This is a genomic window from Clostridium sp. UBA5712, from assembly GCF_002419845.1.
GTDB lineage: Bacteria > Bacillota > Clostridia > Clostridiales > Clostridiaceae > Clostridium_J > Clostridium_J sulfidigenes.
Window position 1 is genome coordinate 117,067 of record NZ_DIGW01000017.1, and the last position, 14,895, is coordinate 131,961.

16 protein-coding genes and 2 other annotated features are annotated in these 14,895 nt (G+C 29.3%); of the genes, 5 read left to right on the top strand and 11 right to left on the bottom strand.

The features are described 5' to 3' along the window. Positions 1-12: 12 nt before the first annotated feature. Entirely contained in the window at positions 13-1,053 is a 1,041-nt protein-coding gene (locus B3B03_RS16515; protein WP_346848959.1) for a nucleoid-associated protein, read from the bottom strand. A gap of 183 nt (positions 1,054-1,236) precedes the next feature. Between B3B03_RS16515 and B3B03_RS16520 the strand changes: the two genes are divergently transcribed. The 5 genes from B3B03_RS16520 to leuS all read left to right on the top strand — a co-directional run bounded on the left by B3B03_RS16520 (position 1,237) and on the right by leuS (position 6,564). Continuing rightward, positions 1,237-1,785 (top strand): class IV adenylate cyclase, encoded by a 549-nt coding sequence (locus tag B3B03_RS16520; RefSeq protein WP_346848958.1) that lies wholly within the window; start codon positions 1,237-1,239, stop codon positions 1,783-1,785. After that, positions 1,785-2,657 (top strand): DUF5685 family protein, encoded by an 873-nt coding sequence (locus B3B03_RS16525; RefSeq protein ID WP_346877844.1) that lies wholly within the window; start codon positions 1,785-1,787, stop codon positions 2,655-2,657. Before B3B03_RS16520 ends, B3B03_RS16525 begins: the two co-directional genes overlap by 1 nt. Beyond that, positions 2,650-3,270, top strand: a complete 621-nt coding sequence (locus tag B3B03_RS16530; RefSeq protein ID WP_346877845.1) for a J domain-containing protein — start codon at positions 2,650-2,652, stop codon at positions 3,268-3,270. Before B3B03_RS16525 ends, B3B03_RS16530 begins: the two co-directional genes overlap by 8 nt. Before the next feature lie 12 nt (positions 3,271-3,282). Continuing rightward, positions 3,283-3,789 carry a hypothetical protein gene (locus tag B3B03_RS16535; RefSeq protein WP_346877846.1) on the top strand — a complete coding sequence of 169 codons (507 nt, stop codon included), beginning with the start codon at positions 3,283-3,285 and terminating at the stop codon, positions 3,787-3,789. A 67-nt stretch (positions 3,790-3,856) separates the two neighbouring features. Then, positions 3,857-4,059: a binding site (T-box leader), on the top strand. 66 nt (positions 4,060-4,125) lie between these two features. Next, entirely contained in the window at positions 4,126-6,564 is a 2,439-nt protein-coding gene (gene leuS, locus B3B03_RS16540; RefSeq protein ID WP_346877847.1) for a leucine--tRNA ligase, read from the top strand. Positions 6,565-6,641: 77 nt separating this feature from the next. Here the strand turns inward: leuS and B3B03_RS16545 are convergent, their stop codons facing one another. The 10 genes from B3B03_RS16545 to B3B03_RS16590 form a co-directional block, all read right to left on the bottom strand. Then, positions 6,642-6,905: a hypothetical protein gene (locus B3B03_RS16545; RefSeq protein ID WP_346877848.1), complete on the bottom strand. Its 264-nt coding sequence runs from the start codon at positions 6,903-6,905 to the stop codon at positions 6,642-6,644. Between the two features lie 2 nt (positions 6,906-6,907). After that, positions 6,908-7,831, bottom strand: a complete 924-nt coding sequence (locus B3B03_RS16550) for an MFS transporter (protein ID WP_346877849.1) — start codon at positions 7,829-7,831, stop codon at positions 6,908-6,910. A gap of 305 nt (positions 7,832-8,136) precedes the next feature. Then, positions 8,137-8,547, bottom strand: coding sequence for a carboxypeptidase-like regulatory domain-containing protein (locus B3B03_RS16555; protein ID WP_346877850.1), 411 nt, complete (start codon positions 8,545-8,547; stop codon positions 8,137-8,139). A 65-nt stretch (positions 8,548-8,612) separates the two neighbouring features. Beyond that, positions 8,613-9,401, bottom strand: a complete 789-nt coding sequence (locus B3B03_RS16560) for a GTP pyrophosphokinase (protein WP_035132458.1) — start codon at positions 9,399-9,401, stop codon at positions 8,613-8,615. A 102-nt stretch (positions 9,402-9,503) separates the two neighbouring features. Then, a complete protein-coding gene (locus B3B03_RS16565; protein ID WP_346848950.1) occupies positions 9,504-10,193 on the bottom strand; it encodes a metallophosphoesterase in 690 nt (229 codons plus the stop codon). 41 nt (positions 10,194-10,234) lie between these two features. Next, positions 10,235-10,501 (bottom strand): EscU/YscU/HrcU family type III secretion system export apparatus switch protein, encoded by a 267-nt coding sequence (locus B3B03_RS16570; RefSeq protein WP_346848949.1) that lies wholly within the window; start codon positions 10,499-10,501, stop codon positions 10,235-10,237. A 16-nt stretch (positions 10,502-10,517) separates the two neighbouring features. Then, on the bottom strand, positions 10,518-12,155 hold the full coding sequence (locus B3B03_RS16575; protein ID WP_346848948.1) for a hypothetical protein: 1,638 nt from the start codon (positions 12,153-12,155) through the stop codon (positions 10,518-10,520). A 101-nt stretch (positions 12,156-12,256) separates the two neighbouring features. Further along, entirely contained in the window at positions 12,257-13,486 is a 1,230-nt protein-coding gene (gene tyrS / locus B3B03_RS16580) for a tyrosine--tRNA ligase (RefSeq protein ID WP_346877851.1), read from the bottom strand. 103 nt (positions 13,487-13,589) lie between these two features. Then, positions 13,590-13,814, bottom strand: a binding site (T-box leader). Positions 13,815-13,882: 68 nt separating this feature from the next. Then, positions 13,883-14,293: a hypothetical protein gene (locus B3B03_RS16585; protein WP_346848946.1), complete on the bottom strand. Its 411-nt coding sequence runs from the start codon at positions 14,291-14,293 to the stop codon at positions 13,883-13,885. A gap of 287 nt (positions 14,294-14,580) precedes the next feature. Beyond that, positions 14,581-14,784 carry a heavy-metal-associated domain-containing protein gene (locus B3B03_RS16590; RefSeq protein WP_035132469.1) on the bottom strand — a complete coding sequence of 68 codons (204 nt, stop codon included), beginning with the start codon at positions 14,782-14,784 and terminating at the stop codon, positions 14,581-14,583. Between the last annotated feature and the right edge of the window lie 111 nt (positions 14,785-14,895).

Genomic DNA, 14,895 nt, shown 5'->3' on the forward strand with positions numbered 1-14,895 from the left:
TTTTTATTTTATCTACTTTTCAGTATAATTGATAATATGTTTTATTATCATATTAATACTACCATCCCCGACTCTTTCAATTTCGAATCTATTAATATCATTATAAGCTTCTTCTGATATATATAAATCTATATCTTTATCTATTTTTAGCCTAACTCTCTTCAATTTCTTTTCTACCCATTGCTTATCTAAATCTACAGTTTCACTTACTCCACTTTCAATTGCAAAGGTTCTAAAGTTCTCTTTTAGAGACTGATTTTCTTTAAAAACTTCTTCTGCAAAATTATTCAAGTCTATAGAATCTTCTTCTCTGAGCCTCTTCTTAACTTCTCTACGTACTGTTTCTTGTCCTTCTGCATTTTCACTAAGGGCATTTTGAGTCCATTTTTCTGCTACTTTCAAAAACTGCTTTGTCTTATCTCTTTCATTTTCTACTATAGTACAGCCTAAATAATTATCTATAAAATAATTAGCTCCATATTCTTTATTTTCTTTATTGCTTTTACTTTGCTTATCAATTACTAATAAATCATAAGGATTATCACTAGCCATAGCCTTGATAAATGCACACTTTTGTATCCTTGAACTACTTGAAGGCAGTCCTGTAAATTGAGGTATTATATCTATTCCAATCTTTCCATCTACAAACTCTACATTGTGCATATAATTTTTAATATAATCCATCTTAAATATACCTATAAATGCTCCATACTCTGTAGTAAAGGATACAGTAAGCAAATCACAGGAAGGTATGCTCCCCTTTGATCTCATCAAGATAAACATCTGACTAGCTAACTCCTTAGATACATTTGTTAGATTATTTTCTCCATTCAAATATTCTTGACATACTTCCTTTACAATATTTCTCTCCTTATTAAAAATAGCATATTTAAGTTCCTCATCCTTTAAACATCTTTGAATGTGTTTAAAAATAAAAGTATACACCTCTTCTGCTAATTCTAAGGGATACTCATTTAAAACTGGCTCATCGGAATTGTTATCTAAAATATGAATAATAGCTTCATTTATATTAATTTCATTTATATACTCCATCACTTACCTCCATAAATTTTAGTATACATATCTTTATGTATATTTACTATTCTAGTATATCTACTATAGATTTTTAACAGTATAAGAATAATTATATATTTTTTTTTAACAATATCAATAAAATTTGTTATAATCTTAAACATAAGGTATAATGTCATCATTAAAGAAAAAGGGGTGCTATCCTTGGAAGAAATGGAAACTAGAATCTTAAAGATAGATGTAGATGAAATAAAATCTAAACTTAACAGTCTAGGCTGTGAAAAAGTTAAGGATGAAAATCAAGTTAATAACCTCTATGATTTTCCAGATAGAAGACTGCTAAGTAAAAAAGGTTATGCTAGAATTAGAATAGTGGAAGATAATTTAAATAATGTAATAATAAATTATATGACTACAAAAAAACTTCTAAGCCAAGAAAAGTATAAGGTTATGGAAGAAAATGAAATTGTTATAGACAATAGCACCATTGGAAGTCAAATCTTCACCTCCCTTGGTCTTGAGCTAGTAGCATCAATAAAAAAACATAGAGAAAGTTATAAATATAAGAATTCTCTTATTGAAATTGATATAAATGATAAGAGCTTTTGTCCCTTTCCTTATTTAGAAATAGAATCAACGGATGAGGAAGAAATAAAAGAAATTGTAGCTTTACTTGGATATACTATGGAGGATACCACCTCTAAAACAATCTTTGAAATATTAAATGGTGAAGGATCAGTAAAAGGAGTATAATGTTTGGTTATGTAACACCCTATAAAATGGAATTAAAAATTAAAGACTATGAAATGTTCAAAGCTTACTATTGTGGGTTATGTATATCTATAAAAAATAATTTTTCTAATTTATGCAGAATGACTTTAAATTATGATATGACTTTTTTAGGTATACTTTTGGATAGTTTAGAATACAGTAAACATAAGTATGTAGTTACTAAATGTATAGCTCATCCTATGAAAAAAAAGCCTAAGGTTATAGGTAATAGAGCTTTAGATTATGCTGCCTTTTGTAACGTGTCCCTAGTATACTACAAATTATTAGATGATTATAATGATGATAATTCTCTAAGTAAAAAGTTTATTTCTATGTACATAAAAAAATTTATAAATAAATCTAAAGAGGACTTATCTCCAATTTTAGTTAATATAGAAGAAAATATAAATAAATTAAGTTCTCTTGAAAAATCTCAGAATGTGATATCTATTGATGAACTCAGTGACCCTTTTGCTTCTTTAACAGCTTTTATAATCTCTTACTATTATAAAAATGAAAACTTTTTTAATGATTTATATAATTTAGGATATAATCTAGGGAGATGGATTTATATAATAGATGCCTTTGATGATTTAAAGGAAGATATGGAGAAACATAAATTTAACGCCATTAACAAAGCCTTCAATGTTGAAAACCTACCCTATGAAGACTTAATTATTAAAGAGGGCAATAGAATAGAATTTAACCTAATAATGAGTGCGAATTCTACTTCTGAAGCTTTAGATAAACTTCCTATAAATAAAAATAAAGACTTACTATTTAATATTTTACAATTAGGACTTATGAATAAAATAGAAACTATAAAATCAAGGAGTGACAAAAAACATGAATAATCCTTATGAAGTACTTGGAGTTAAAGAAAATGCCTCTCAAGATGAAATCAAAAAAGCTTATAGAGAGCTAGTAAAACAATATCATCCAGACAAGTATGTTAATAACCCGCTAAAAGATTTAGCAGAAGAAAAACTTAGAGAGATAAACGAAGCTTATGACGTATTAAGTAAAAAAGGTAATACTAGTAATGGATCTTCTAGCTATGGAAATCCTTCCTCAACCTATGGTGGTGGTTCTAACAGCTACAATGATCCTAATCTTCAATCTGTTAGAATGGATATTAATAGAGGAAATATAGGCGGCGCAGAATCGAAACTTAATGCTATGACTAATAGAACTGCTGAATGGAACTTTTTAATGGGGGTTGTACATCTTAGAAAAGGTTGGTACGATAGCGCAAATAATTTAATAAATACAGCTTGTAGAATGGATCCTAATAACTTTGAATATAGACAAATGCTTAATCAATTAAATCATACACAAAATAACTATAGAAGTACCTATTATGGTCAAAGAAATAGTTCTAATGACATGTGCAATACTTGCTTAAATATTTGGATGTTAGATACTTGTTGTGAATGTATGGGTGGAGATTGTATTAGTTGTTGTTAAAAGGAGGTTACTATGAAAGAAAATAAGGCTTCGAATATGGCAAAGGGCGGTATGCTTATTGCTTTCACTCTTATTATCTTGTATGCCGCTAATTTTATTACCTTTAACACTTTATTTTTATTAGGCTTAGCTTCAGCACTTATTCCCCTGGGAATACTTATTGCTGATATGAAAACTACTTTATTAGTATATATAGGCTCCTCTGTATTAGCTTATTTCATAATCCCAGACAAAACTCTTTGTCTTTTTTATGTGCTAATCTTTGGTCCCTATGGCATAGTAAAATTTTTTATAGAGCAAAAAAGAAATACAACTATAGAAATCATATTAAAACTAGTTTATTTTAATGTGATAACCTTTATATCATTTCTTTTATATAAACAATTATTTATGCCTACTATTGAACTACGATATCCTTTAATAATTATGTTTGTAGGTGGAAATGTGGCCTTCTTTATATTTGACTATGTTCTTACGGTATTCATAAATAGTGTGAGAACTAAAAAATTCAAATTTTAGGGATATAATATTCAAATCCCTTGACATTTACTTCACTCTTAATGTATAATTTTTAAAAACTAAATTATTTATTGCAGTGATGAGGAGTAGTAATATAATTACTTATTTAAAGAGAGCTACAGCTTGGTGTAATGTAGTAATAAGCTTATATGAACTTGCCTGGGAGCTTACTTGTTAAAAGCAAGTACGGATTTAACCGTTATATTATCAAGGGAGACCTTTATGGTCTAAATAGAGTGGTACCGCGGAATTATAGTTTTCGTCTCTTTCATAAGAGATGAAAGCTTTTTTTTATTTAAAATAATATTTGATATTTATCAAACAAGGAGGATTACTATGGCTAGATATGGAACTGCTACAGATAAAAAATGGCAGGAAAAATGGGAAGAAACAAACCTATATAAATTCGATGAAAACAATATGGATAAAAAATTGTACGTTCTTGAAATGTTCTCATACCCTTCAGGAAGCCAATTACATGCAGGACACTGGTTTAACTACGGACCAGTAGATTCATGGGCTAGAATGAAGAGAATGCAAGGATATAATGTATTCCAACCAATGGGATTTGATGCTTTTGGTCTTCCAGCAGAAAACTTTGCAATTAAAACTGGGATACATCCTAAAGACTCTACTGATAAAAATATTGAAACTATGGAAAAACAACTTAAAGCAATGGGTGCAATGTTCAACTGGGAAAATGAAGTTGTTACTTGTAGACCAGATTATTATAAGTGGACCCAATGGTTATTCCTAAAATTGTATGAAAAAGGTCTTGCTTACAGAAAAAATGCTCCAGTAAACTGGTGCCCTAGCTGTAACACAGTACTTGCAAATGAGCAAGTTGTAGAAGGTCATTGTGAAAGATGTGAAAGTGAAGTAACAAAGAAAAACTTAACTCAATGGTTCCTTAAAATCACAGACTATGCAGATGAGCTTTTAGAAAAACTTGATGGTCTTGATTGGCCAGAAAAAACTAAAGCTATGCAAAAACACTGGATTGGAAGATCAACTGGTTCAGAAGTAACTTTTAAAGTTAAGGATTCTAATATTGAATTCAACACATTTACCACAAGAGTTGATACTTTATTTGGAGTTAGCTACGTTGTTCTTGCTCCTGAAAATGAATTAGTTGAAAAGCTTACTACAGAAGAAAATAAGGCTGCTATTGAAGCTTATAAAGAAACATCTGCAAAGCAAAGTGATATAGAAAGACAGTCTATCTCTAGAGAAAAAACAGGAGTATTCACTGGTTCCTATGCTATAAATCCTATAAACAGCCGTGAGATTCCAATATGGGTTGGAGACTATGTACTTAATACTTATGGTACAGGTGCAGTAATGGCAGTTCCAGCTCATGATGACCGTGACTATACTTTTGCACAAAAATATAATCTTCCAATAGAAAGAGTTATAGAAGGTGGAGATGCTCTTCCATTCACTGAATATGGTCCAATGATAAATAGTGGAAAATTTGATGGTCTTAAGGGAGAAGAAGCTAAGGATGCAGTGGTTACTGAGCTTGAAAAGTTAGTTCTTGGTAAAAAACAAATTAACTACAGACTACGTGACTGGCTAGTATCTAGACAAAGATATTGGGGTGCTCCAATTCCAATGATTCACTGTGACAAGTGTGGAACTGTTCCAGTGCCAGAAGCTCAATTACCTGTAGAACTTCCATACAATGTAGAGTTTGCACCAGATGGAAAATCTCCTCTTGCAAAATCTGAAGACTTTATAAATGCAACTTGTCCTAAGTGTGGAGGTGCTGCACACCGTGATGAAGATACTTTAGATACCTTTGTATGTTCATCTTTCTATTATTTGAGATATGCAGATAATAAAAATAGTGAAAAAGCATTTGATAGTGAAATAATAAATAAGATGCTTCCAGTAGATAAATATGTAGGTGGTCCTGAACATGCTTGTATGCACCTTCTATATGCAAGATTTATCACTAAGGCTCTTAGAGATATGGGACTTCTAAACTTTGATGAACCATTCCTATCATTAACTCACCAAGGCTTAATCCTAGGACCAGATGGACAGAAAATGAGTAAGTCTAAAGGTAATACAATATCTCCTGATGACTACATCAAAGAATATGGCTCTGACGTATTTAGAATGTACCTAATGTTTGGATTTGGATACACTGATGGCGGAGCTTGGAGTGATGATGGATTAAAATCTATTGGTAGATTTGTAGATAGAATAGAAAGAATTCTTGAAACATCAATTTCAGAAATTAACTGTAACAAGTCTTCTAAAAATGTAATAGAAGCACCTGAAAAAGAGCTTAACTATTGGAGACACTTTGCAATTAGAGGTGTTAGTGAGGATGCTGAAAAGCTTCAATTCAACACTGCCATTGCAAGACTTATGGAGTTTACCAATGCTCTTAATAAGTATCTAAATGAAGCTGTTAAAAATACTGATTTCTTAAAAGAAGTATTAGTTGATTATATTAAGCTTTTAGCTCCTTTTGCTCCTCACTTCAGTGAAGAACAATGGGAAAACCTTGGAATGGGTTACTCAGTATTTAATGAAAAATGGCCAGAATTTAATCCAGCTGCTTTAGTTAAAGATGAAGTAGAAATTGCTATTCAAATTAATGGTAAAATTAAAGCAAAAATAAATGTTGCAACTTCTTCTTCTGAGGATGAAATAAAAGAAGCATCTTTAAATGATGAAACGATAAAATCTAACCTTGAAGGAAAAACTGTAAGAAAAGTTATAGTTATTAAAGGTAGACTTGTAAATATAGTAGCTAATTAATCACAGAAATAAGGAATAGATTGCTCCTGCTAATCTATTCCTTATTCTTAATAAAATAAAGTATAAAGTTTTTAACCTTAACCTACGTTATTAATATTTTGTTCATAGCTATTACTATTAACATTATTTGAAAAAAGTTTGTATATTACTAAACCACAAAGAAGGAATACTACTCCTGTTATTATAAATACATTTACTATTGAAATGGAATCTATAGCCCATCCATAAATTGAAGACATTATAGGTGAAGATGCTAATATAACTGTTGATGAAAGTGCTCCTACCCTACCATAGTAGCTAACATCACAAGTCTTTTGGATGTCTGTAGATGCCCACATCATTATTATAGAACCAATAATAAAAACATGGCTAATGCTATATACCTATGATTAAATAGACATACTAATAATACCCAAATTCCCATTATAGTAAAACTATATAAGTATGCACTTCTCAACTTTAAATTTTTCTTCACTAACATAGGATATATTACTGCCCCCAATATAGTTCCAATGGAGAATGTTGTCATAAAATATCCAGACCAAGCTTCTCCAAGACTTAAATGAACATCACTAAAAATAGGTAAAAATGATGTTAAAGGAATTATTCCACAATTTATTATAAATATAACTATAAGCATTATAGTTATGTGTTTATTTGAAGCTATATACTTTCCAGCATACCTTAAATCAAATAATATTTCTTTTGGATTTGTAATATTTTTATTCTCAACCTTAGGAAGGGATATAATTAGTGCAGCAATAGCTGATATAAAAAATGTTACTGCATCTATAATAAATAATATTTCTTTGTTTAAAGCTACCATAATAACCCCTGCTAGAGCATAACCTATAGACCTCATTATAGAATTAGTGGTGGTAGTTAAACTATTTACAAGAGGTAAATCCTCTTTAGGTGTTATTTGAATACTTGCTACTCCATAGCATGGCTCATAAAAACTCTCAGCTATTGATGCTACACTTGCTAGAATATAAATATGCCATAAACTTATTATATTAAAATACATAAATACTGGAATCAATATTAAGGCTACTGCCCTCACTAATTCACATATAAACATTATTGCTTTTTTATTGTATCTATCTACAATTACTCCTGCAATTGGTCCTATAAATATATTAGGAATTCCACTAAATAACATAACTGTTCCCATAGCAAGTCCAGACCCTGTTAATTCATACACTAAATACATAAGTGCTAAGCTTTCAATAGCATCACCAAATCTAGATAAAGCTCTTGAATCCATAAAATCATAATACTTCTGTTTCGTAATATTCTATTCATATGCTTCCTCCCTTATTTCATCTCTCACAATATACTTTACATATTTTTAACTAATTGTAAAATACTATATATATATATATATATATATGTATGTAACTAATTTATATATAATTATATAACATAAATGCATTAATTCTCACTTATGCTATAAAATCTATTTTGTTTTTTAATATTCTTACAAAGAACATTAAAAAGTTTTAGCAAAAAGAGTATTCTATGAATAAGTTAGGACATAAAGTTAAAAAACAGAGGAAAATCTCCTCTGTTTTATTTTTCACTATGATTTATTGGTAATTTTCTTTCACTATTATCAGAATATTTACCTTCTCTTATGGTTATGCAACTATGTCTTGCTTCTTTATCTTTTATGGTAACAGGCCTAACATAAATATCATCATGCCATATTTTTATTAGATAGGTCTTATTTGGTGGTAATGGACCAAATAAAAATTGACCATATTCATCTGTAAAAGTATGGGTTATAGGTAGTATACTTAATGGGTCATTTGGATCTTCAAGTATGATTAACTTTACTACTGCATCACTAATTGGTTTATTATTTTTATCAATTACTCTACCATAGATAACACCTCTGTTATCATCACCAGTTTCAACCTTAGCATCTACATACTTATCTCCATAAGTAGTTGATTGAAATTTAATTAATTGCTCACTCATTTTATACCTCATGAAATATTGCTTATATCATCATATGAGGAATATAAAACTTTTGTACCAATGAATTATTTGTACCTTTCAAGAACCTTTTTAGTTTCTTCTAATAGGCTTGTAAGTTCAAATACATCTCCTACTTCTAATAACTTATTAAGCTCTTCTGTAAACCTTGATGCTTCTCCAGTTTTCCCTAGGGAAGATATAGTTAATATATTTTCCACTATATTACTTACTAAAGAAGATTTTACCTCAAATAGCTTTTGAGCATCCTTTATTTCATCTTTTATTGCTAACATTTCTGTATCTAAGTTAAAGGCTGCATCTGCTGCACTTTTAAGCTTTCCTTTAATGTCTATTGGTATAGCATGCTTATATTTATAATTTAAAGAATGTTCCACTGTAGCCCAGAAGTTCATTGCCAAAGTTCTTATTTGAAATTCAGCAAGCACTTCACACATTCCAGATGCCATATTTACTGGATACTTTATAATCATATGATAACTTCTATAACCACTAGATTTTACATTAGTAACATAATCTTTTTCATAAATTATATGCATGTCTTTTCTTTCACGTATTATATTTACTACTTTATCTATATCATCTACAAATTGGCACATGATTCTCAGTCCAGCAATGTCTTCCATTTCATACTGGATTCTATCTAAAGGTATATCAAATTTATTAGCTTTCTCTAGTATACTGGAAACCTCTTTAACCCTACCCGTTACAAATTCAATAGGTGAGTATTCATTTTTCTTTCTTAATTCTCTTCTTATACTTCTAAACTTTACTTTTAATTCCTCTACTGCTTGGTCGTATGGAATTAAAAAACTCTTCCACTCAATAACTGCCATATATGTCATTCCTTTACTAACCAATTCTATTAATCCGTATTTAATTATATCATATAATGGTATTTTTTATGGTATTTTATATGACTTTTATTGAATTTTTTATTAATCTAAAATCTTAATAGGAGCAAAATCTATATAATCACAGGATGTTAAAATATACTCAACCCCATCTTTTTCTCCTTCAAAGACATTTAAAAGTCCTCCACCATGAAGATGTCCATAGATTACCTTATCCACGTTATATTCCTTAAACATTTCTAAAAATTCATTTTCCTGCATATTAGGAAATATAGGTGGATAATGAATCATACATATTATTTTTTTAAAACCACTTTTTATTGCTGCATCTATGGAAAATCTTAATCTTATAAGTTCTCTATCATAGATTTTTTTATCGTGAGAATTAAATTTGGGATTATTCTTTAAAATCCATCCCCGACTTCCACATATAGCATAATCCTCATATACGAAAAAATTATTTTGGATAAACTCCATCCTCTGAAACATAGAATTAAGCTTAGTAATTCCAGTCCACCAATAGTCATGGTTTCCCCTAACAAATATTTTTCTCCCCGGAAGATTATTTATAAATTCTAAATCAGCCTTGCCATTTTCCATATTCATAGACCATGAAATATCCCCTGCTACTAATACTGTATCTTCATCTTTCACAATTCTAATCCAATTTTCTTTTATTTTTTCATCATGATTGCTCCATTTTTCCCCAAATATATCCATAGGCTTTTCTCCTGTGGAGGCTAGATGAAGATCTGAAATTGCATATAATGCCACTTAACCACCTACTATCTATTTCATAATCTTTTTATTTAAATTTATTTGTACTTATTATCTATCTCCATAACATAGGCTATAACCTTTGCCACTACATCATAAAGCTCATAAGGAATTTCACTATCTATATCCACTTTAGTAAGCATATCTGCAAGTTCATCATTATATACAATAGGTACATCACTTTTTTCTGCTTCTTCAAGGATTTTATCAGCTACATTACCCATACCTGCTGCTGTAACCTTTGGAGCATTCTGCCCATATTCATATTTTAAAGCTGCTGCTTTTTTTCTCTTTCTATCTTCCATATAAGCACACTCCTAGCTAAACTCTAGTATTAATTGTAGTGAAATCATCATCTTCAAAGAAACTTCTGCAATTTGAAAAAGAAAAATCATGTTTTTTCTCTTTTATAAAAATATTAAACATATACTTACTATCCATTAAGTCGTTAATTAACTTTCCCTTAAATCTTTCTAATATCTTTACATATGTGGCTTCACTCTCTATTTCAATAGTGGCTGAATTTTTATTAACGGTTAAATAAGCATCTACCTTTTCCATATTTACAGTGGCTACACTAGCCGCTATTTTAATATTTTCAGTATCTAACTTTTTTCCTTTACTTCTTTCATCCTTAATAATCAGCTTACAATCATATTCCTTATCTTTCATATCCAGTGGAACATTAAGAAAATAATAATTATTATTTATTGTATTAAACATTTTAAACTCTTGAAACTTGGTTTCTAAGTTTTGAATCACATTATTAAAAGTACTAGTTTCTTTCTGGGATAACTTAATTAATTCCATTAAATCATTTTTTATAAAGGATATTTTTTCTCTTAATTCATCCTTTACCATATTGCTTGTTATACTTCTATCTACCATGATATCTGATTTAAGCTGCTTAAAGAGTTTATTAGTGCTATCTACTTCGTCATTGCCGTGAGATGCCATTTTCCCCAGTAGATCATCTTCATCATTGACTATTCCTATTGTTCTTTCATTTATAATATCATTAGAATGCTTTCCTTCTTTGTTTACCATCTTTTCTGAAGATAATATAGCTTCTTTATTTTCTAAGCTTTCCTTTATTGATACCATAGGTTGAGAACTATCTTTTTCAGAATATATTAATTTATCACCTTCAATGAAAGTTGAATTTCTATTAACAATAGCTTCTCCCTGTGTATCTTTATTAATATTGCCAATAATCTGCTCTTTAATAACATTGGTAGTTTCCTTTATCTCTGGTAAAATACTGTATTCATTAGATATAACCTTTGAAAAAGCTTTGATATTATGTTCATTTAGCTTTATATCTAGAGCTTTCATAACAAATACATCATCTATCTTTAAATTCTTGATTTCATTTAAAACTCTACCTAAAGTTTCTTTTATTTGTTTAGCTTCAGAACTATTATTTTGTATTCCTTTAGCTTCTATAAATTTATCAATGAATTTATTTAACTCCTTAGGAGAATTATTGCTTTGATCTATAAATTCCTTAAGTCCCTTAATTTCTAAAAGATTTTCTTCTGTAATTGGAATATTGTTCTTAAGCATAGATTTTAATATAGGCACATCCTCTTTGCCTACTGGAAAATCTAAATTCTTAAGTAGTTCTTCCATTAATGGATCTTTAATAGCTGAGTCACCATTGTTCCCAAGGCTATCTATAACATTTGATTCTAATATTCTAAGAAGGAATTTTCCTCCTTCAAATCCATCTAGTTGAAATTTAAACATATAATCATCTAAATTTTCTTGAAGTATTTCTCCATCTACCCTTGCCGGAAATACTCTTCCATCAAGTAACTTTATTATAACATCAGTTGTACTTCCCTCTAACCTTAAAATTCTAGCAGAAAATGAATCTCCTTTTTTAAAGGTGAGCTTGTTAAAATCATCTCTTGTTGTATAGTTTTGTACCATATTAATTTTCCATACATTTGACATAGACTTCACCCCCTATTAAACTAATCGTATCATTTTCATTTTAGTGAAGTATATTACAAAAACAATGAGTATACCATTAGGCATACTCATAATTTTTTTTACTAAGCTATCACTAATTTATAGAATTTTTTCTTTCCTCTTTTTATTAAGGCATATCCATCCTTTTCTAGGTAGCTTTCATTAAATATTTCATTAACATCTTCTATTTTTATATCATTTATAGTAAGTCCACCTTGCTCTATAAGTCTTCTTCCTTCTTTCTTAGATGGAACAATACCTGTTTGTGCTATTATATCAAGAATTAAAGCAGATTTCATATCTTCAGCAATTTCTACTGTAGGTACATTGCTCATGTCTACTCCACCACTAAATAGAGCTTCTGCAGCCTTTTTAGCTCCTTCTGCTTCTTCTTCTCCATGGATAAGTTTTGTAACCTCATAAGCAAGAACCTTTTTAGCTTCGTTAATTTCTGCTCCTTCTAAAGCTGAAAGTCTTCTTACTTCATCCATTGGAACAAATGTTAGTAGGCATAGACACTTCTCTACATCTGCATCATCAATGTTTCTCCAGTATTGGTAGAATTCAAATGGTGATGTTTTATTAGGATCAAGCCATACTGCCCCATTGGCTGTTTTACCCATCTTATTTCCTTCACTATTTGTAAGTAGTGAACATGTCATACCATAAGCTGATTTACCTTCTTTTCTTCTGATAAGTTCCATTCCAGCTAAGATATTTGACCACTGATCATCTCCACCTAATTCCATTGTGCAATCATACTTTTTATTCAATACGTAGAAATCATATCCTTGCATTAACATGTAGTTAAACTCTAAGAAGGATAATCCTTTTTCTAATCTTTGTTTAAAGCACTCAGCAGTAAGCATTCTATTAACTGAGAAGTGTGAACCTATATTTCTTATAAAATCCACATAATTTAAATCTAAAAGCCAGTCTGCATTATTTTCTAGGATTGCTTTATCATCACTAAAGTCTATTAGCCTTGAAAGTTGACCTTTTATACAAGATATATTGTGATCAATTTCCTCTTTAGTTAGCATTTTTCTCATATCTGTTCTACCTGATGGATCACCTATCATTGCAGTACCACCACCAACTAAAGCTATGGGTCTATGCCCTGCCTTTTGCATATGAGACATAAACATCATAGCAATAAAATGTCCTATATGAAGACTATCTGCTGTGGGATCAAATCCTATATAAAAAGTTACCTTTTCCTTTGCAAATATTTCTTTCATTTCTTCTTCATGTGTTAATTGCTTTAAAAATCCACGTTCCTTTAAAACGTCATATACATTGTAATTTTCCATAACTTCCTCCAACATCTTATAGTTTTTTTACTTTAATCTTCGGCTATGATTTCAATTTTAACAAATATAATTAAGAAACTAAAAAAGTCCCTAGTATAAAAATACTAGGGACGAAAATTTCCGTGGTACCACCCAAATTTATAATTTAAAATCTTTAAAAACATTTAAATTATTCTCTTCCTTAATAACGTTAGGAAACCGTAACAGCCTACTACTACTTCGACCTAAGACTCTAAAATGTATTTCATTAAAATCCTTTACTGATTTACACCACTCATCAGCTCTCTTTAAAATTCATTTAATTACTTCTTTTCTTCATCGTCTCTTACTATATTCTATTTTAAATACATATTACTATTATTATTATCATTTTTCAAGAGTAAATACTAATTTTCTCTAAACAACATATTTTTTAATAGTATCTGGTATATTATTTTCTTCACAACTAACGTTGGCATAAAAGTCAACTTTAAATTTTTCTGATAAATATTCTAATTTATTTAGTATTGAACCAAAATCATCCGCATCATTACATATGTCACTCAAAATACCGTCTATAAATATACTTTCCACATCATAGTCTTTAGATATTATGCCACATATAAAACCGTAAAAATCTTTGTAATTATGAATATTAAAGTCTTTAGAACATATAAACCTTATGTTCTTATGAATACGTAGGAGTCCTCTTGTGTCATCATCGATATACACTAGATTTCCTTTTGAGCTACTTACCTTTGAATTAGCTAAATTCATTAATGCTTTTGTTTTCCCAGAGCCTTTTTCTTTACAAAATACTTGAATCATTTTAAACGCCCCCAAACTTTTTAATAAAATACATTAACTTTAATAGTTATATTATATAATATTCAGAATATTTAATCAATAGTTCCTATTAACTTATATATTTCTGTTATTTTAATTATATGTGAATAATTATCACATTATTATTATTTTATATACATAATAGATTATTCTTAAATATACCTTCTTAAAACCATAGGTAATAAAAATGCCTTAAAGTTTACTTTCATAAAAATCTAGTAACCTTTAAGACATTTAATTATTTTTCTGTTATATAATTTATGGTAATTTTATTCTATGCCTACTACATCATATCCTTCTTCTTCTATAGTAGCTTTTAAAACATCATTACTTTCAGTAGCTTCTACTAAAGCATATTTCCCCTCTAAATTAACTTCTACTTCTGAAACTCCAGCTAACTCTTCTAGAGCATTTTTTACGTGAGCTACACAGTTTTTACAGCTCATTCCTTCAATTAATATTTTCTTTTTCATCGCTTTCTCCTCCTAAAATATATATTAGTATGATAATTTAATATTATCATTAAAATTATCAAATGCCTTTAAACCCTGATAAACAGAACAAATAGTTAACTATTTATATAG